This is a genomic window from Kutzneria sp. NPDC051319 (assembly GCF_040682195.1).
Lineage (GTDB): Bacteria > Actinomycetota > Actinomycetes > Mycobacteriales > Pseudonocardiaceae > Kutzneria.
Map to the genome: position 1 here is coordinate 1 of NZ_JBFBAM010000120.1, position 17,830 is coordinate 17,830.

The following is a 17,830-nucleotide window of genomic DNA, read 5'->3' on the forward strand; positions in this document are numbered from 1 at the left end:
CGACCGACCCCGTATGACGTTGGGATGGGACAGCCCGGCCGAACGCGTGACACGACTGCTCACCAGCACCGGCTAGCAGCAGTGTTGCAACGACCGCTAGAAACCGCCGATAGGGCGGGGGCTGTGTCCCGTCAGGGTCGGCGCGGGGCGGTCGCGTGAGCTGCTGAAGGGGTTCTGACCTGCTGCCATCCCGTCTTGGGGATCTCCCGGTGACATACGCGAGGCCCCGCCGATGCTTCGCCCGCATGCCGGATTTCGCGCGCCGCCACCCGACGCGCCCACCCACCCAAGCCGACGTGGCGGGCTGAATCCGGCAAGGGCGAGGCGTCGGCTACCCGGGGGCCGAGCCCCGCGCGGGACGCGCGGCAAGAACTCAGTGCTGGAGGGGGAAGCCGCCGCCGATGCCGCGCCAGGCCAGGGTGGAGGCCAGCAGGACGGCGTCCTCCTTGGGCACGCGGCGGTCGGTGTCGAGCCAGAAGCGGGCGGTGACCTGCGACAATCCGGTGAGGCCGACGGCGAGCAGGCGAGCGCGGTCACGGTCGAGGGCGGCGTCGGCCATGATGGTCTCGGTGATGGCGTCGACGCTGGCCGAGGTGGCGCGCTCGATGGCCTGCTGGACGGCGGGCTCGCCGCGGAGGTCGGACTCGAAGACCATGCGGTAGGCCTGGCCCTCGTTGTCGACGAAGTCGTAGAAGGCGGACACGGCGGCCACCACGCGCTGCTTGTTGTCGGTGGTGGACTCCATGGCCTGGCGGACGGAGGCGACCAGGGCGTCGACGTGGCTCTCGAGCAGGGCGAGGTAGAGCTCGAGCTTGCCGGGGAAGTGCTGGTACAGCACGGGCTTGCTGACGCCGGCCCGTTCGGCGATCTCGTCCATGGCGGCGGCGTGGTAGCCGTTGGCCACGAACACGTCCTGCGCGGCGGCCAGCAGCTGGGCGCGTCGTGCCGACCTGGGCAGCCGCACACCGCGCCCGATGCCCTGTTGTGCCGTCTCCGTCATCTCGCCTCCCGCCAGCGTCGCCCACCCTGATCGAGTCAGATCGGCCGGGTGACCAAACCTTACTCGTCGGTAGCGGCCTGTGGTGAGCTCCCTGCGGCTTCAGGTGTACGGAAGGTGTCGCAACCTCGCTCAGAAGGTGAACCCGGGGAGTCCACGAGGCATCATGAAGGCATGACGACCGTATCCGCGGCCGCGCCTCTCGGAGCCGGCATCCCGCTGACCCTGCCCGCGCGCCCGCGGACGCAGTCGCTGACCAGCGTGCCCCTCTCGACGGCGCCGCTGCCGCCGCTTGACCTGTCGATCCCGCCGTGGCCGGGCGAGCTGATGACCTCGGGCGACGTCACGATGCACGTCCGCCGCACCCCGGCCCCGAGCCCGACGGCCCCGACGGCGGTCTTCGTGCACGGCCTCGGCGGCTCGTCCACCAACTGGACGGACCTGATGGGCCAGCTGTCCGGCCAGGTCAACGGCATCGCCCTCGACCTGCCGGGCTTCGGCCGCACCCCGCCGCCGGACGGCTACGACTTCAGCATGGCCACGCACACCGACACCGTGGTCCGCTTCCTCGACGGCCTGGGCGGCCCGGTGCACCTGTTCGGCAACTCGATGGGCGGCGCGATCTCGCTGGCCGTCGCGGCCGAGCGCCCGGACCTGGTGCGCTCGCTGACCCTGGTCTCGCCGGCCGTCCCCGACCTGCGCCCGGACCCGCGCCGCTGCGCCAATCCGATGATGCCGCTGGCCTTCGTGCCGTTCATCGGCACGGGGGTGCGCCGCCGCCTGGCCGCGATGACGCCGCGCGAGCAGTCGCTGCAGATCCTGCGCCTGTGCTTCGCCCGTCCCTCGGTCATCCCGGAGAACCGGATCGACGAGGGTGTGCGCGAGACGATCGAGCGCAACAACAACCCGTACTACTCCTCGGCCCTCGCGGCCACCACGATCGGGTTGATCCGATCTTGGTTGGCCCCGGCCCACCGCTCGATGTGGCGGGTGGTGCCCAAGGTCACGGCCCCTTCCCTGGTGGTGTGGGGCACGCAGGACCGGCTGGTCAGCGTGCGCAAGGGGCCGAGGACCGCTCAGCTGCTGCAACGCGGTCGCCTGCTGGTTCTGCCCCGCGTCGGACACTGCGCCCAGATCGAACGGCCGGTCACGGTGGCGCGGGCCGTGCTGGGCATGTGGGAGGCCGTGGACCGGGGCAACTGGTGAGCCCGGCCTGCGTGGCGGGCCGTCACGGATGTGGCACTCTGAGTCGGTGACTCGGACGACACAGGAAGGCCGTGGCAGCGAGGGCAGCCCCGCGAAGCCCAGCAACGTGTCGCCGATCCGTCCCGCGACCAGCCGTCGCCCCCCGGAGGAGCGCTACCGCAACGGCGGCCGCCGCACCGCGGCGGAGCCGCTGGCCGCCAAGTGGCGGCCGGAGCGCGCCGAGGACGAGCCGGCCGAGCCGGGCCGGGGCAAGCCGCCCCGCAAGGGCGTGAAGGGCTTCGCCGCGACCTACGGCTGGCGGGTGTACGCCCTGCCGGTGCTCGTGGTGGTGACGGCGCTGGTGGTGTTCAACGTGGCCCGCACGCCGGCCTCCTCCGACCCCAGCGGCGTCGACGGCCTGGCCGCGCAGAACCCGGTCACGACGACCAGCGGCCCGCCGGCCGCCACCGAGAACTCGGCGGTGCCGGTGGACCCGAAGACGGGGACCGCGGTGCTGCCGCAGGGCGACGCGTTCCCGCAGGCCGGCAGCGGCACCTGGCACCTGGTGGCGGGCAGCGGTCAGAAGGTCGGCGGCGGCTCGAAGCTGTACCACTACGCGATTGCCGTCGAGGACGGCATCGACCAGGCGGCCTACGGCGGCGACGACGCGTTCGCCAAGACGGTGGAGAACATCCTGTCCGACCCCCGCAGCTGGGTCGGCAGCGGCTCGATCTCGCTGCAGCGGGTCGGCCCCGAGTTCAAGAAGCCGGACTTCATCGTCAGCCTGACCACGCCCAACACCGACCACCGGCCGGACATGTGCGGCTACCAGATCCAGTACGAGGCCTCCTGCTGGAACCCGAACTACAACCGGGTCGTGATCAACCTGGCCCGCTGGATCCGCGGCGCGATGGCGTTCAACGGCGACATCGGCCTGTACCGCGAGTACGCCATCAACCACGAGGTCGGCCACGTGTTCGGCAACCCCCACGTGGGCTGCGGAGCCGAGGGCGGGCTGGCGCCGGTGATGATGCAGCAGACCTTCGGCGTGTCCGACGACTACGTGTGGCAGCTCAACCAGGCCGACCCGTCCAACCGGACGGCGGTCACCAAGGACGGCAAGGTGTGCCGGCCCAACGCCTGGCCCAACCCCCAGGGCGTGCCCGGCGGCCAGAACGGCCAGTGAGGGCCTGTCCACCCTGTGGGACGAGTTTCCCGCCGGGAAGACACTGAGGCAGGCTGGGCGTTGAAGTGGGGGCAGGATGAATTCCCCCTGCGTCGAGGAGGAGCAGATGCCGCTTCCGCCGCTCGTTGAGCCAGCCGCGGAGCTGACCAAACAAGAGGTCGAGCGCTACAGCCGCCACCTGATCATCCCGGATGTCGGGGTGGACGGGCAGAAGCGGCTGAAGAACGCCAAGGTGCTGGTCGTCGGCGCCGGCGGCCTCGGCAGCCCGGCGCTGCTGTACCTGGCCGCCGCCGGGGTCGGCACGCTCGGCATCGTGGAGTTCGACGTCGTCGACGAGTCCAACCTGCAGCGCCAGGTGATCCACGGACAGTCCGACGTGGGACGGCCCAAGGCCGAGTCGGCCCGCGACTCGATCGCCGAGATCAACCCGTTCGTCAAGGTGATTCTGCACCAGACGCACCTGAACTCGGAGAACGCGCTCGACGTCTTCCGGGACTACGACCTGATCCTGGACGGCACCGACAACTTCGCCACCAGGTACCTGGTCAACGACGCCGCGGTGCTGCTGGGCAAGCCGTACGTGTGGGGCTCGATCTTCCGGTTCGAGGGCCAGGCCAGCGTCTTCTGGGACGACGCGCCCAACGGCCAGGGCCTGAACTACCGCGACCTCTACCCCGAGCCGCCGCCGCCCGGCATGGTCCCCTCCTGCGCGGAGGGCGGCGTGCTGGGCGTGCTCTGCGCGTCCATCGGCTCGATCATGGTGACCGAGGCGATCAAGCTGATCACCGGCATCGGTGAGACGCTGCTCGGCCGCCTGATGGTGTACGACGCGCTGGAGATGACCTACCGCACCATCAAGATCCGCAAGGATCCGGAGACCAAGCCGATCACCGAGCTGATCGACTACGAGGCGTTCTGCGGTGTCGTGTCCGACGACGCCCGGTCCGCCGCCGCCGGTCACACCATCACGCCGCTCGAGCTCAAGCAGAAGATCGACGCGGGTGAGGACTTCCTGCTGGTCGACGTGCGGGAGCCGCACGAGTACGAGATCGTCAAGATCCCGGGCTCGGTGCTGATCCCCAAGGACCGGATCCTGTCCGGCGAGGCGTTCTCCGAGCTGCCGCAGGACAAGCCGCTGGTGCTGCACTGCAAGTCCGGCGCCCGGTCCGCGGAGGCGCTGGCGGCCCTGCATCAGGCCGGTTTCAAGGACGCCGTGCACGTCGGCGGCGGCGTGTTGGCCTGGGCCCGCGAGGTCGACCCGAGCCTGCCGACTTACTGACAGTAGTTGCTGTGAAGGCGGCTTTCCTCCACTCCGAGTGGAGGAAAGCCCCCTTCCAAACGCCAAAGACACCTGTGGCGGTCCCCCAAAACGGCCGCCGTACAAGGTAGCGTCGCGCTTCGTGACGACCTCCCCGCAGCCTCCCCCGCCACATGTGTGCGCGGCGTTCGGCGCTCGGGGCAGCGAGCCGGAGCTGATCGACAGCGGGCCGGTGTGGCGCTGCGGTGACGCGGCGATCCGCCCGGCGCCCAACCCGGCGGAGGCGGCCTGGGTGGCGCAGACGCTGGACGGGCTGACCGTGGACAACCTCCGGCTGGGCCGCCCGGTGCGCTCGTCGGACGGCCGGTGGGTCGTCGGCGGCTGGTCCGCCACCCGGTACCTGTCCGGCCGGGCCGAGCCCAAGCACGACGAGGTCGTCGCGGTGTCGGTGCGCCTGCACGGCGCGACGGACATGCTGCCACGGCCCCGTTTTCTGGACGCCCGCAAGGACGTCTTCGCCACCGCCGACCGCGCCGCGTGGGGCGAGGAGCTGGTGGAGCTGGACCACGACAAGGGCGGCCGGCTGTTCGAGCTGGTGACCGCCTCCCGGGTGCCGATCGGGCTGAAGTCCCAGGTGGTGCACGGCGACCTGTTCGGCAACGTGCTGTTCGACGGCAAGGCGGCGCCGGCGCTGATCGACTTCTCCCCGTTCTGGCGGCCGCCGGAGTGGGCGGCGGCGGTGATCGTGGTCGACGCGCTGGCCTGGGGCGGCGCCGACCAGGGCATCCTCAAGCGCTGGGCGCACCTCGCGGAATGGCCGCAGGCGCTGGTCCGGGCCCTGCTGTTCCGGCTGGCCGTGCACGCCCTGCACCCGCGCTCGACGCTGCAGTCGCTGCGGGGCCTGGAGCGGGCGACCACCCAGATCCTGGATCTGGTCTGACGCGCACCAGTTTCTGACCTGCGGTGGGAGCACCACGTAACTCGCAGGCAACGTAGGTGACCCGGCGGGGTCACGGATCTTGCACAGCATTGCCCTATGACGCGGACACTGGTCGTGATCGGCAACGGGATGGTGGGACACCACCTCGTGCGCACGCTGACCGAACGCGGCGGCGACTGGCGGATCGTCGTGCTGGCCGAGGAGCCGCGTCCGGCCTACGACCGGGTGGCGCTGTCGTCGTACGTGGACGGCTGGGACGCCTCGAAGCTGTCACTGGCCCCGGTGGACGTGGAGACCCGCCTCGGCGACAAGGTCGTCGAGATCGACCGCGAGGCCCGGAAAGTCGTCACCGAGCAGGGTTTCGTCACGGACTACGACGCACTGGTGCTGGCCACCGGCTCGTATCCGTTCGTGCCGCCCGTTCCCGGCCACGACCTGCCCAACTGCTACGTCTACCGCACGATCGAGGACCTGGACGCCATTCGCGCCCACGGCGGCGTGAACGGCGTGGTGATCGGCGGTGGCCTGCTCGGGCTGGAAGCCGCGAATGCCTTGCGGCTCATGGGAGTTCGCCCGCAGGTCGTCGAGCTGGCCCCGCGCCTGATGCCGTTGCAGATCGACGAGGGCGGCGGCGCCCTGCTGCGCCGGGAGGTTATCCGGCTCGGGCTCGATGTCCACTGTGGAGTGTCGGTCGCCTCGGTCGGCGAGGATCGGGTCGTGCTCTCGGACGGCAGCGAACTTCCGGCCGACATCGTGGTTTTCTCCGCAGGTGTGCGCCCTCGCGACGATCTCGCCCGTCGATTCGGCTTGGCGGTCGGCGAGCGGGGCGGCATCGTCGTCGACGCGGCCTGCCGCACCTCGGACGAGTCGATCTACGCGATCGGCGAGTGCGCCTGCATCGACGGCCGCGTGTACGGCCTGGTCGCCCCCGGCTACGCGATGGCCGACGTGGTCGCCGACCAGCTTTCCGGTGGGGCCAAGGTGTTCCCGGGCGCGGACACCTCGACCAAGCTGAAGCTTCTCGGCGTCGACGTGGCCAGCTTCGGCGACGCCCACGCGGTGTCGCCGGGCGCACTCGAAGTCGTGCACAACGACCCGGTTTCCGGCTCGTACAAGAAGATCGTCGTCTCCGACGACGCCGGCACGCTGCTCGGCGGCGTCCTGGTCGGCGACGCCAGCTCGTACGCCACGCTGCGGGCCTACGTCGGCCGCCCGTTGCCGGCCGACCCCGGTTCGCTGATCGCCCCGGCCGGCGTCGCCAACACCGCGCTGCCCGACGACGCCCAGGTGTGCTCCTGTCACGCCATCACCAAGGCGGACATCGTCGCCGCCATCGGCACCGGATGTGCCGACGTCCCGTCGCTCAAGGTGTGCACGAAGGCCGGCACCGGCTGCGGATCCTGTGTGCCGACGCTCAAGCAGCTGCTCACCAGCTGCGGCGTCGAGCAGTCCAAGGCGCTGTGCGAGCACTTCCCCCAGTCCCGGGCCGAGCTGTTCGAGATCATCCATGCCACCGGCATCCGCACCTTCAGCCAGCTGGTGGCCGAGCACGGCAGCGGCAGCGGCTGCGACCTGTGCAAGCCGGTCGTGGCGTCCATCCTGGCGTCGCTCAACAGCGGGCACGTGCTGGAGGGCGAGCAGGCCGCGCTCCAGGACACCAACGACCACTTCCTGGCCAACCTCCAGCGCAACGGCACCTACTCGGTGGTGCCGCGCATCCCCGGCGGCGAGATCACCCCGCAGAAGCTGATGGTGATCGCCGAGGTGGCGCAGGACTTCGGGCTGTACACGAAGATCACCGGCGGCCAGCGCATCGACCTGTTCGGCGCGACCGTCGACCAGCTGCCGCTGATCTGGCGGCGCTTGGTCGACGCCGGCTTCGAGTCGGGCCACGCGTACGGAAAGGCCCTACGCACGGTCAAATCCTGCGTCGGCAGCACGTGGTGCCGTTACGGCGTGCAGGATTCGGTCGGGCTGGCCATCGAGCTGGAGCTGCGCTACCGCGGGCTGCGCTCGCCGCACAAGCTCAAGGCCGGTGTGTCCGGCTGCGCAAGGGAATGCGCCGAGGCCAGGAGCAAGGACTTCGGTGTGATCGCCACCGAGCACGGCTGGAACCTCTACGTCGGCGGCAACGGCGGCTTCACGCCCCGGCACGCCGACCTGCTCGTGTCCGATGTGGACACCGAGACCCTGATCAGGACCATCGACCGGTTCGTGATGTTCTACGTCCGCACCGCGGACCGGCTGCAGCGCACCTCGGCGTGGATCGAGGCCATGGAGGGCGGCCTCGACCACCTGCGGGACGTGATCGTCGAAGACAGCCTCGGCATCGCCGCCGAGCTGGAGAAGGCCATGGCCGCCCACGTGCGCGACTACGCGGACGAGTGGAGCGGCGTGTTGGAGGACCCGGTCAAGCTGGCGCGGTTCAGCTCGTTCGTGAACGCGCCCGGCGTGCCCGACCCGTCGATTTCCTTCCGCGAGGAGCGCGGCCAGCGCGTCCCCGTTCAGCTGGGTATTCCGGAGGTGATGGCGCGATGACCGCCGTACAGGAACGCACTTGGACCACCGTGTGCCGCTTCGAACAGCTGCTGCCCGGGCGGGGCGTGGCCGCGCTGCTGCCGAACGGCGAGCAGGTCGCGGTGTTCCGCACCCAGGACGGCCTACACGTATTGTCCAACCATGACCCGTTCAGCTCCGCCGCCGTGCTCTCCCGGGGCATCGTCGGCGACCGCGGCGGCGTGCCGGTCGTCGTCTCGCCCGTCTACAAGCAGGCGTTCGAGCTGGCCACCGGCCGCTGCGTCGACGACGCCTCGGTGGCCGTCACCAGCTACCCCGTCGAGGTGTGGGACGGATACGTCCGGGTGGGCTCACCGTGACTGATGTCGACCCGCTCGCCGGTTACACCGTGGGCGTCACCGCCGCGAGACGGGCCGACGAACTGGCCGCGCTGCTGGTGCGGCGCGGCGCGTCCATCCAGCACGCCCCGGCCATCCGGATCGTGCCGCTGCTGGACGACGCCCAGCTGCGGATCAGCACCGAGCAGCTGATGGCCAAGCCCGTGGACATCGCCGTGGTCACCACGGCGATCGGCTTCCGCGGGTGGATCGAGGCCGCCGACGGCTGGGGCCTCGGCGAGGACCTGATCAAGCACCTCGAAGGGGCCGAGGTGCTGGCCCGCGGGCCGAAGGTGCGGGGAGCCGTGCGGGCGGCCGGGCTGAGCGAGGCGTGGGCGCCCGAGTCGGAGAGCAACGCCGAGCTGCTGAACTACCTGCTTGACCAGGGGGTTGCCGGGAAGCGGGTGGCGGTGCAGCTGCACGGCGAGCCGCTGCCCGACTTCGTCAACGCCCTGCGTGACGCCGGCGCCGACGTGACCGAGGTGTCCGTCTACCGGTGGACCGCGCCGCCCGACACCAACCCGTTGGACCGGCTGCTGGACGCCATCGTCGGACGCCAGGTGGACGCCCTGGCCTTCACCAGCGCGCCCGCCGTCGCCTCGACCCTGGCCCGGGCCAAGGCCACCGGCCGCCGCGAGGCCGTCGTTTCGGCGCTGCGCAGCGACATTCTCGTCGCCTGTGTCGGCTCCATCTGCGCCGGCCCGTTCACTCCGTACGAAGTGCCGTGCGTGATCCCCGAGCGGGCCCGGATCGGCGCCCTGGCCCGGACCATCGCCGTCGAGCTGCCCGCGCGGGCGCAGGTGATCCAGTTCGAGAGCGCCTCCGTGCAGATGAGGGGGCAGGCCGTGGTCGTCGACGGCGATCTGCGGCCCATCGCCCCGGCCCCGATGGCCGTGCTGCGGGCCCTGGCCGAGCAGCCCGGCCATGTCGTGTCGCGCCAGCGGCTGATGACCGTGCTCCAGCGGGACAACACGCCCGTGCAGGAGCACGCCGTGGAGACCGCCATCGGACGGCTTCGGACCGCGCTGGGGCAGCCCAAGCTCGTGCAGACCGTGGTGAAACGTGGTTACCGGTTGGCCCTGGAGGCTTGATGACGTTGGTGCTGGCCGCTCACGGCACTCAGGATCCGGCCGGCGCCGTCGTCATCTCGGAGATCGCCGCCGCCGTGCGCCGACGGCTGCCCTCGGTTCCGGTCGAGGTCGCCTATGTGGACGTCAGGTCGCCTTCTTTGACCGAGGTTCTGTCTTCGGTGTCCGGGCCCGCCGTTGTCGTGCCCGCGTTCTTGGCCGCCGGCTATCACGTCCGGGTCGACGTGCCGGAGCAGGTGCTTTTATCGGGCTGCTCGTCGGTCACCGTGACGCCGGCGCTCGGGCCTTCTGACCTGGTGCTCGACGCCGTGTACTCCCGCCTGGTCGCTTGTGGCTGGGTGCGCGGTCAGGGCGTCGTGCTCGCCGCCGCCGGTTCGTCCGACGCCCGCGCCGTCGCCGACGTGCACCGGGCCGCTCGCCGCTTGTCGGTGCTGACCCGCTCGTCCGTCGAGGTCGGCTTCATCACCTCCGCCCGGCCTTCGGTGCCGGAGGCGGTCGCCGCCGCCGGTGCCGCTCCGGCTTCGCCTGGCCTTGGCTGGTCCGTTCCTTCGCTGCTTCCCGCTGCCTCGGTGGCCGATGCGGCTGGCTCTGGCCGGCCCTCGGCCGACCCCTGTCTGTTCTCCGCGGCCGATGCCTGCTCTCGCCGTCCGGTCGCCATTGCCTCTTGGCTGCTTGCCCCCGGTCTCTTCCACCAGCGCCTGGCCGATATGGGCGCCGACCTGGTGTCCGAGCCCATCGGCGCGCACCCCCGCCTGGTCGAGCTGGTGGTCCGACGCGCCCTGGCCGCCGGAATAGTTGACCGCTCAACCATGTTGGTGGGACAGTAGCCAGACCCTCGTCGAGGAGGCCCACCATGCCTGCCGTCACCGCCGACACCCTGACCCTGCCGCGGCTGCCCGAGCTACCCGCCGCCACCATCGAGTGGCGGCCCGTGCTCAAGGTCGTCACCGCCGGCAAGTTCCTGGAGGGCGAGGGTTTCCAGGTTCGCCGGCCGTTCCCCAGCGCCGACATGCCCCTGGCCGACCCGTTCCTGCTGCTCGACCACATGGGCGCCGTCGAGTACGGGCCCGGCGAGGCCAAGGGCGCGCCGTGGCATCCGCACCGGGGCTTCGAGACCGTCACCTACATGATCGACGGCGTCTTCGAGCACGAGGACTCCACCGGTGGCGGCGGCGTCATCACCGACGGCGCCACCCAGTGGATGACCGCCGGCGCCGGCGTGCTGCACAGCGAGCTGCCGTCGCAGGAGCTCATCGCCAAGGGCGGGCTGTTCCACGGCGTGCAGCTCTGGGTCAACCTGCCCCGCTCCGCCAAGTGGACCCCGCCCCGCTACCAGGACATCGGCGCACGAGATGCCGCCCTGGTCGCGTCAACCGACGGCGGGGCGCTGGTTCGTGTCATCGCCGGCGACCTCGACGGGCACCAGGGCCCCGGCGACACCTACACCCCGATCATCTACCTGCACGCCACCCTCGCCGCCGGCGCCCAGCTCGACCTGCGCTGGCCCACCAACTTCAACGCCATGGTCTACGTCCTGGCCGGCCGTGGCGCCGTCGGCCGCGAGGCCCGCCCCCTCGACGAGGGCCAGCTGGCCGACTTCGGCTACGGCGAGGCCCTCACGGTTCGTGCCGCCGACTCCCAGCCCTCCTCCGCCGCCAACGCCATGGACATCCTCATCCTCGGCGGCCGCCCCCTCCGCGAGCCCGTGGCCCGCTACGGGCCGTTCGTGATGAACACCAAGGAGGAGATCCACCAGGCCATGGACGACTTCCGCGCCGGCCGCCTCGCCACCGTCCAGCCCCAGCACCTGGCCCACCGCAGCGACGCCGACACCGCCCTCTGAACGGGCTTTTCTTCACATGCGCTTCCCACTTGCGTTCCAGTGCCAAATGGGAAGCGCATGTGGCACCGGTGCCCTTGCGACGTGGGTAGGAAGCTGCGGCGTCCCTTTCGCCACGTGCGCTTCCCATTTGCGCCCTGGTGCCAAGTGAGAAGCGCATGTGGCACAAGACTGTTCTGAGCAGCCCCCGTTTCAATCCAACCACATGAAGCTGGGAACGCTGCTCGGGCGAAGGTCGCCGGCCCTTGCTCGGCCGGCATTCCCAGGTTGATCTGCTTGGATTGATTCGGGGGCGGCTCAAAACCGGCTCACCGGGACTGCCAGGTTGCACTGCTCAAAGGGCCTGCTCAGTTCGGCGGCCGGTGCCGCTCGACCGCGCCGGCCATGGCATCGTCGCCGCGTTCGCTAAGCCCCGCAACAACTCCGTCGATGTCGGCGGCCGGGCGGTTCTGGCTGAGCTTGAGCTTGGCCTCCACACGGCTGATCGCCACCTCGACGCCGACGATGGCCCGTAGCTGCCCGGCGACGAAGGCCTGCGGGGCGTCGTCGACGGACCACTCGGGCTCGTGCACGGAAGTCAATCGCCGCACGACATCCTCGACCCACTCGGGACTGTCGTGCACGGTGAGGGTGCCGTACACGTGGGCGGTGATGTAGTTCCACGTCGGCACGACCCGGCCATGCTCCGCTTTACTGGCGTACCACGCGGGGGAGATGTGGGCGTCGGGACCGCGCACGATGACCAAGGCCTCGCCGAGGGCGGGCCGCCGCCACTGGTCGTTGTTGCGGGCGACGTGGCCGAGCAACGCGTGGCGCGAAGGGTCGTAGACGAACGGCAGCAGGGTGGCGACGAGGCCGTCGGCGGTCGAGGTGATCAGGTCGGCAGCGCCGGGATTGGCCAGCAACGAGCGGACATCGTCGTCGGTGGCGGCGAAATGCTGGGGCACATACATCAGAACAATCCCAACTGCGGTTCGTCCGGCTCCTCGGGCACGGCCTCCTCCCAACGGTACTTGCGCAGATCGACCTTGCCCTCGACGGACGGCACGCCCTCGGCGGCCAACAGGCCGAGCTGCTCGTCGGCCAGGTGCGGGGCGCAGGTCCCGTTGGCGCGCAACACCCGCTGCCACGGCAGGTCGTGCCCGTTCTGCAACACCCGGCCGACCAGCCGCGCGGACGGCGCACGGGAGATGTCGGCGACGTCGCCGTAGGTGGCGACCCGTCCGGCGGGAATGCGGGCGATCACGGCCCGCACCTGCTCGACGATCACCGGGTCGAGGATCTCGGCATCCATGGCTCAAGCCTCGCAGAGGAACTCGCGCAGCAGCGCACCGACTTCCTCCGGCCGCTCGAAGTGCAGCTGGTGGCCGGCGTCCACGTCGTGCACGGTCAGGTCCGCGCCCAGCCGGTCCCGCAGCGCGGTTACGAATTCCGGTGACACGAAGTCCGCCTTGGTTGCGCGGAGCAGGAGCGAAGGCATACCTCGTGGCGGCAACACGGGCGGTCGGGCGATCTCGCTCCATGAGGTCACGGCCATGGCGGCGGAGTACCGCATGTGCCAACGGCCGTCCACCTGCACGAAGTTGGCCGGCACCTCGACCTCGACCGCCGCCGCCGGCCAGAATCTGGTGAAGAACGCCCGCACGGTGTCGATGTCGGGCCACGTCGGCCGATTCAGCTCCCCGGCGGCGCCTTCCGCGCACCGCTCGGGTGAAAGCCCGGTCCCCGGATCCAGCAGGGCGATCCGCGAGATCCGTTCGGGCGCCGAAGCGGCGATGTGCAGGGCGACAGCCCCGCCGAAGGATTGCCCGACGAGCGGCACTCGGTCCAGGCCGAGGGCGTCCAAAACCTCCACCACGTCGGCGGCGTGCTGCTCCAACGTCCACGGCGGCAACTGGGTCGAATCGCCGTGACCACGCAGATCCGGTGCCAGCACACGGAAATCGGCCAGCTCGCGCGAGGCCAACGGCCGCCACCGGCCACCGTGACCGTTCAGCCCGTGCAACAACAAGACGGGCCTGCCGTCGGCAGGCCCGTACTCGTGGACGTGAAGTGTCATGGGCGGATTATCCGGCGCGAAGTGCCTACCGAGAAAGGGATGCGGGGCCACCGCCGATCCGCCGCCAGCTCGGCGGGGGCCCCGCAACTCGTGGTCAGCCGGTGAACTTGCCGATCACCTTGCTGAAATCGTTGGCGCTCTGGGAAACACCGGAGCAGGTGTCCCCGTCGCCGCCGGAGCCGCAGGCGCGGTCCCGGTTGGCCGACCAGTACGTCAGCCGGGCCAGGTGGTTGGTCTGGGCGTACGACAGGATGCTGGTGAAGTTGCCCACCGTCACGGTCTCGCCGGCGTTGTCGGTCTTGCCGTTCATCGACGAGATGCCCATGTGCGTGTACGCCTGCGCGTCCGTCCAGCCGAAGGCGCTCTTGAGCCGGCCCTTCAGCCCCTCGGCCGCGGACTTGGTGTGCGCCCACATGTCGCCGCCGCTGCTGAAGTCGAACGGCATGATCGACCAGACGTCCACGTTCGCGCCCAGCGCCTTGCACTGCTGGATCAGCCGCTGGCCGTCGGCGTCCGGGCCGGACGTCGTGGTGCCCATGGTCACCACGACCTTGAGGCCCGGGTTGTCGGCCTTGACGGTCTTCAGCGCGCCGAGCACCCGGTCCTGCACCGAGTGGGTGCTCATCTCGGTGGCCTCGATGTCGATGTCGATGGCCTTCAACGAGTACTGCGTGATCACCTTCTGGTAGGCCCCGGCCAGCGCGGACACGCTTGAGCAGTGCTCGCCGAGCTTGTTGCCGCCCCAGCCGCCGAAGGAGACGATCACGTCACCGCCGGCCTTGCGGACCGCGTTGATCGTGTTCGACGCGGCGGACGAGCCGCCGTCGAACACCGGCGTGCATCCGCCGTTGGACAGCACGAAGGCGATGGTGAACGCCTTCAGGCCGGTGGCCGACATCGTCGAGGCGACGTTGGGCTGCCAGCCCGCGCCGAGATAGATGTACGGCGACGCGGTCACCGGGTTGACCACGGCCGGAGCCGCGTCGGCGACCGCGGTGGTCAGGGCCCCAGTGCCCACGAGGCCGGCGGTGAGCAGGGCCGCCAGGCCACGTCGGGTCAGCTTCATCGACGTCCTCCGCAGGGTGAGTCAGGTCACTTCGGTGAAGCGCTTCCCACACTGGACTAGACCAGTTGAAACCGTCAATAAGGTAGACGATCAGGATCGATACAGAGCCTCTTTCTAGGCCGATCGGCCCTCATTGCGTTCGTCCGAACCGCCGATGGCGTCGCGTGGCCAATCTGGTCTATACCAATTGGGAACGCTCTCTCCGACCGCCGCGTGGTCCCTGCCCGCTCCTGGAGGTCCGTTATGCGCCTGCGTTCCCTGACCGTCGCCGCGATCGCACTCATGGGCGCTTTCGTCGCGCCTGTCGCCGCCATGGCCGCATCCGCGTCACCGGCGGCCCCGCAGGCCGCCGGCTCACCCATACCGGTCGCGCCCTACGTCGACATGGGCGAGTGGCCGACGCCCGTCCTGTCCACGATGGCGAAGTCCGGCAACCTCAAGGGTTTCACGCTCGGCTTCGTCACCTCGGCCGGCTGCAAGGCCAGCTGGTTCAACGCCTACGACCCGCGAGCCGCCTGGCAGAGCGGCGAAATCGCCAAGATCCGGTCGGCCGGCGGTGACGTGAAGGTGTCCTTCGGCGGCGCCAGCGGCATCGAACTGGCCCAGGCCTGCACCAGCGTCAGCTCGCTGGCCGCCGAGTACAACGCCGTGATCAAGGCGTACGGCCTGAAGTACGTCGACTTCGACATCGAGGGCGCGGCCGTGGCCGACCCGACCTCGATCACCCGGCGTTCCCAGGCGCTGGCCCAGGTTCAGTCGGCCAACCCCGGCGTCAAGATCTCCCTGACGCTGCCGGTGCTGCCGTCCGGCCTGGACACCAACGGCCTCACCGTGGTCAAGGCGGCCAAGTCGGCCGGCGTCAACCTCGACATGGTCAACATCATGGCCATGGACTACTACATGGGCTCGGCCAACCAGGGCGACCGCGCCGTCTCGGCGGCGAAGGCGACGCAGGCTCAGCTCAAGTCGCTGTACGGCCTGTCCGACGCGGCGGCGTGGAAGAAGGTCGGCCTCACGCCGATGCTGGGCGTGAACGACTCGCAGAACGAGATCTTCTACACCGCCGACGCCACCAAGGTGGTCAACTTCGCCAAGTCGGTGCACCTGGGCATGCTGTCGTTCTGGGAGGTCGGCCGGGACGCCAACGCCTGCACCGGCGCGCTCTACCGCTGCACCAACGTGCCGCAGTCGGCGTACCAGTTCTCCAAGATCTTCGCCGGGTACGCCGGCTGATCCCCGGGTCGACTCACCCAACCCTGCAGGGTGAGGCCCTCGGTGAACCGGGTCGGAAATTGGTGCGTACCAATTCCCGACCCGGTTTCACTGTCTCTGGAGGACCCCGATGACCATTCCCCCTGCCCGCCGCAAGGCGCTGATGGTCGGCGGTGTGATGGCGGCGGCCGTCACGATCGGCATGGCGACGGTGTTCGGCGCCAGCTCCAACGACGCCAACGCCGCCTCGAACAACAAGATCGCGCGCCCGGCCGCGGCGTCGGCGATCACCGTGGCCCCGTACGTGGACATGGGCCTGTCCGCGGACAAGCTGTCCCAGTTCGCCAGCGCCGGCGGCATCAAGTCGTTCAGCCTCGCGTTCGTCACCGCGAGCGGCTGCAAGGCCAGCTGGTTCAACGCCCACGCCATCTCCGACGGCTTCGGCCTCGACCAGATCAACAAGGTCCGGGCCGCGGGCGGTGACGTGAAGGTGTCCTTCGGCGGCGCCACCGGCACCGAACTCGCCCAGGCCTGCACGGACGTGAACCAGTTGGCGGCGCAGTACTCCTCCGTGGTCAAGGAGTACAAGCTCACCCACATCGACATGGACGTCGAGGGTGCGGCGGTGGCCGACAAGGCCTCGATCGACCGCCGGTCCAAGGCGCTCGCCTTGGTGCAGAAGCAGAATCCGGGAGTGAAGGTCTCGCTGACGCTGCCGGTGCTGCCCACCGGCCTCACCGCCGACGGCCTCAACGTCGTCAGGTCGGCCAAGGCCGCCGGCGTGGCGATGGACGTCGTCAACATCATGGCGATGGACTTCGGCACCGCCGAGAAGGACATGGGCGCGCGGGTCATCCAGTCCGCACAGAGCACGGAGAAGCAGCTCAAGACCATCTTCACCGGGCTGTCCGACGCGCAGGCGTTCAAGATGCTCGGCATCACGCCCATGCTCGGCGTCAACGACACCCAGACCGAGGTGTTCAGCGTGGCCAACGCCAAGGCCGTGGTGAACTTCGCCAACCAGCAGCACGTCGGCTACCTCGGTTACTGGGAGCAGAGCCGCGACGCCAACGCCTGCACCGGCGCGCTGTTCCAGTGCACCAACGTGCCGCAGAAGGCGTTCGACTTCGCCAAGGTGTTCGCCGGCTTCAAGGGTTAGTCGTCGTACGGGTCGTCGGCCAGTGAGCCGTACTCGGACTCGTCGATGTCGTCCGGGTCGATCACCGCGAACCGGGTGCCGAGCGGGTCGGCCAGCACGGCGACCCGCCCGAGCGCCGACCGGTACGGCTTGAACCGCAGCCGGGCCCCGAGCCGTCGGGCCAGCGCGACCGTCGCCTCGAAGCCCAGGTCGGGGTCGACCGCGAACTGCGCGATCCACCGGGCCGGCACGTCTTCCGGCGTGCCCAGCGCCATTCGTACGCGGGCGAGGACCGAATCCTCGCCCGCGTACCAGACCATGTGGTCGAAGCGGCGGCCGTCGCCGAACTGCTTCTGGCCGTAGTCGAAGACCGCGCCGAAGAACCGGTCGGCCAGCGTGGCCCGCCACGTGACGAGCTCGGCCCACACGAGCGAGCCGGGCACGCCGGCGGTGAAGTGGTGGCCGTCGCCGCACTCGCACAAGCCGACGGCGGTGCCGGTCGGGTCGAGCAGGATTGCCTTGTCGCCCTGGCGATCCGCTATTCGGCCACCGTAGCGGGCGGCCAGCCGGGCGGTCGCGTCGATGTCCGGCGTGGCCAGGTACGGCGTCCAGCCCAGGGCCGGCTCTGTGGCCCGTCGGACCCCGGCGACCGGTTCGCCGAACAGGGTGGCGGTGGCGCCGTCGAACTCCCAGCCGAACAGTCGGCCGTAGAAGCGCGCGGTGGCGTCGGGGTCGGGTGTGGCGATCTCAAGCCAGCACGGGCTGCCGAGGGCCGGCTTCGTGATGACGGACATGGGGTCGCCTCCTCACTGCGGGGAAGGTGCCTAGCCTTGAGTATGTCATTACCTACTCTTTACCTACAACCTCCGTCATGCAGGGAAGGACGCCTTACCCTCGTTGAACGCGGGTAAGGCGTCCTTCCCTGCATCAAGGGGGCACCCAGGACTGTCGGGGGCGCGTGCTTGGA

17 protein-coding genes are annotated in these 17,830 nt (G+C 70.1%); 11 read left to right on the plus strand and 6 right to left on the minus strand.

Features of this window, described 5'->3' with window-relative positions; genetic code table 11:
* Positions 1–373 precede the first annotated feature (373 nt).
* Positions 374–1,000, minus strand: coding sequence for a TetR/AcrR family transcriptional regulator (locus AB0M73_RS47900; RefSeq protein ID WP_043719031.1), 627 nt, complete (start codon positions 998–1,000; stop codon positions 374–376).
* Positions 1,001–1,171: 171 nt separating this feature from the next.
* Here AB0M73_RS47900 and AB0M73_RS47905 point away from each other — a divergent pair, with 171 nt between their 5' ends.
* The 9 genes from AB0M73_RS47905 to AB0M73_RS47945 all read left to right on the plus strand — a co-directional run bounded on the left by AB0M73_RS47905 (position 1,172) and on the right by AB0M73_RS47945 (position 11,391).
* Positions 1,172–2,203, plus strand: a complete 1,032-nt coding sequence (locus tag AB0M73_RS47905; protein WP_363906578.1) for an alpha/beta hydrolase — start codon at positions 1,172–1,174, stop codon at positions 2,201–2,203.
* A gap of 46 nt (positions 2,204–2,249) precedes the next feature.
* Positions 2,250–3,368: a DUF3152 domain-containing protein gene (locus AB0M73_RS47910; protein ID WP_363906580.1), complete on the plus strand. Its 1,119-nt coding sequence runs from the start codon at positions 2,250–2,252 to the stop codon at positions 3,366–3,368.
* A gap of 106 nt (positions 3,369–3,474) precedes the next feature.
* Positions 3,475–4,647, plus strand: coding sequence for an adenylyltransferase/sulfurtransferase MoeZ (moeZ, locus tag AB0M73_RS47915; RefSeq protein WP_043730161.1), 1,173 nt, complete (start codon positions 3,475–3,477; stop codon positions 4,645–4,647).
* 121 nt (positions 4,648–4,768) lie between these two features.
* On the plus strand, positions 4,769–5,566 hold the full coding sequence (locus AB0M73_RS47920; RefSeq protein ID WP_363906582.1) for a TIGR02569 family protein: 798 nt from the start codon (positions 4,769–4,771) through the stop codon (positions 5,564–5,566).
* 96 nt (positions 5,567–5,662) lie between these two features.
* A complete protein-coding gene (gene nirB / locus AB0M73_RS47925) occupies positions 5,663–8,104 on the plus strand; it encodes a nitrite reductase large subunit NirB (protein ID WP_363906584.1) in 2,442 nt (813 codons plus the stop codon).
* A complete protein-coding gene (nirD, locus tag AB0M73_RS47930; protein WP_363906586.1) occupies positions 8,101–8,442 on the plus strand; it encodes a nitrite reductase small subunit NirD in 342 nt (113 codons plus the stop codon). Before nirB ends, nirD begins: the two co-directional genes overlap by 4 nt.
* Complete coding sequence (locus tag AB0M73_RS47935) at positions 8,439–9,551, plus strand: uroporphyrinogen-III synthase (RefSeq protein ID WP_363906588.1); 1,113 nt, start codon at positions 8,439–8,441, stop codon at positions 9,549–9,551. Before nirD ends, AB0M73_RS47935 begins: the two co-directional genes overlap by 4 nt.
* Positions 9,551–10,375: a sirohydrochlorin chelatase gene (locus AB0M73_RS47940; protein WP_363906590.1), complete on the plus strand. Its 825-nt coding sequence runs from the start codon at positions 9,551–9,553 to the stop codon at positions 10,373–10,375. Before AB0M73_RS47935 ends, AB0M73_RS47940 begins: the two co-directional genes overlap by 1 nt.
* Positions 10,376–10,401: 26 nt before the next feature.
* Complete coding sequence (locus AB0M73_RS47945) at positions 10,402–11,391, plus strand: pirin family protein (RefSeq protein ID WP_363906592.1); 990 nt, start codon at positions 10,402–10,404, stop codon at positions 11,389–11,391.
* 344 nt (positions 11,392–11,735) lie between these two features.
* Here the strand turns inward: AB0M73_RS47945 and AB0M73_RS47950 are convergent, their stop codons facing one another.
* The 4 genes from AB0M73_RS47950 to AB0M73_RS47965 form a co-directional block, all read right to left on the minus strand.
* A complete protein-coding gene (locus AB0M73_RS47950) occupies positions 11,736–12,341 on the minus strand; it encodes an FMN-binding negative transcriptional regulator (protein WP_363906594.1) in 606 nt (201 codons plus the stop codon).
* Positions 12,341–12,682, minus strand: coding sequence for an MGMT family protein (locus AB0M73_RS47955; RefSeq protein WP_363906596.1), 342 nt, complete (start codon positions 12,680–12,682; stop codon positions 12,341–12,343). Before AB0M73_RS47955 ends, AB0M73_RS47950 begins: the two co-directional genes overlap by 1 nt.
* Before the next feature lie 3 nt (positions 12,683–12,685).
* Entirely contained in the window at positions 12,686–13,447 is a 762-nt protein-coding gene (locus AB0M73_RS47960) for an alpha/beta hydrolase (protein WP_363906598.1), read from the minus strand.
* A 94-nt stretch (positions 13,448–13,541) separates the two neighbouring features.
* Entirely contained in the window at positions 13,542–14,513 is a 972-nt protein-coding gene (locus AB0M73_RS47965) for a chitinase (RefSeq protein WP_363906600.1), read from the minus strand.
* A 243-nt stretch (positions 14,514–14,756) separates the two neighbouring features.
* Between AB0M73_RS47965 and AB0M73_RS47970 the strand changes: the two genes are divergently transcribed.
* The gene (locus AB0M73_RS47970) at positions 14,757–15,746 is read left to right on the plus strand and encodes a chitinase (protein WP_363906602.1); all 990 of its coding nucleotides are present in this window, start codon (positions 14,757–14,759) and stop codon (positions 15,744–15,746) included.
* 109 nt (positions 15,747–15,855) lie between these two features.
* Entirely contained in the window at positions 15,856–16,884 is a 1,029-nt protein-coding gene (locus tag AB0M73_RS47975; protein WP_363906604.1) for a chitinase, read from the plus strand.
* Here the strand turns inward: AB0M73_RS47975 and AB0M73_RS47980 are convergent.
* The gene (locus AB0M73_RS47980; protein ID WP_052395174.1) at positions 16,881–17,657 is read right to left on the minus strand and encodes a VOC family protein; all 777 of its coding nucleotides are present in this window, start codon (positions 17,655–17,657) and stop codon (positions 16,881–16,883) included. The genes AB0M73_RS47975 and AB0M73_RS47980 overlap by 4 nt on opposite strands.
* Positions 17,658–17,830 lie beyond the last annotated feature (173 nt).

Coding starts and splice junctions, on each gene's coding strand:
- AB0M73_RS47900 (WP_043719031.1), bottom strand. CDS start 1,000: ATGACGGAGACGGCACAACAGGGCATCGGGCGCGGTGTGCGGCTGCCC.
- AB0M73_RS47905 (WP_363906578.1), top strand. CDS start 1,172: ATGACGACCGTATCCGCGGCCGCGCCTCTCGGAGCCGGCATCCCGCTG.
- moeZ (WP_043730161.1), top strand. CDS start 3,475: ATGCCGCTTCCGCCGCTCGTTGAGCCAGCCGCGGAGCTGACCAAACAA.
- nirB (WP_363906584.1), top strand. CDS start 5,663: ATGACGCGGACACTGGTCGTGATCGGCAACGGGATGGTGGGACACCAC.
- nirD (WP_363906586.1), top strand. CDS start 8,101: ATGACCGCCGTACAGGAACGCACTTGGACCACCGTGTGCCGCTTCGAA.
- AB0M73_RS47940 (WP_363906590.1), top strand. CDS start 9,551: ATGACGTTGGTGCTGGCCGCTCACGGCACTCAGGATCCGGCCGGCGCC.
- AB0M73_RS47945 (WP_363906592.1), top strand. CDS start 10,402: ATGCCTGCCGTCACCGCCGACACCCTGACCCTGCCGCGGCTGCCCGAG.
- AB0M73_RS47950 (WP_363906594.1), bottom strand. CDS start 12,341: ATGTATGTGCCCCAGCATTTCGCCGCCACCGACGACGATGTCCGCTCG.
- AB0M73_RS47955 (WP_363906596.1), bottom strand. CDS start 12,682: ATGGATGCCGAGATCCTCGACCCGGTGATCGTCGAGCAGGTGCGGGCC.
- AB0M73_RS47960 (WP_363906598.1), bottom strand. CDS start 13,447: ATGACACTTCACGTCCACGAGTACGGGCCTGCCGACGGCAGGCCCGTC.
- AB0M73_RS47965 (WP_363906600.1), bottom strand. CDS start 14,513: ATGAAGCTGACCCGACGTGGCCTGGCGGCCCTGCTCACCGCCGGCCTC.
- AB0M73_RS47970 (WP_363906602.1), top strand. CDS start 14,757: ATGCGCCTGCGTTCCCTGACCGTCGCCGCGATCGCACTCATGGGCGCT.
- AB0M73_RS47975 (WP_363906604.1), top strand. CDS start 15,856: ATGACCATTCCCCCTGCCCGCCGCAAGGCGCTGATGGTCGGCGGTGTG.
- AB0M73_RS47980 (WP_052395174.1), bottom strand. CDS start 17,657: ATGTCCGTCATCACGAAGCCGGCCCTCGGCAGCCCGTGCTGGCTTGAG.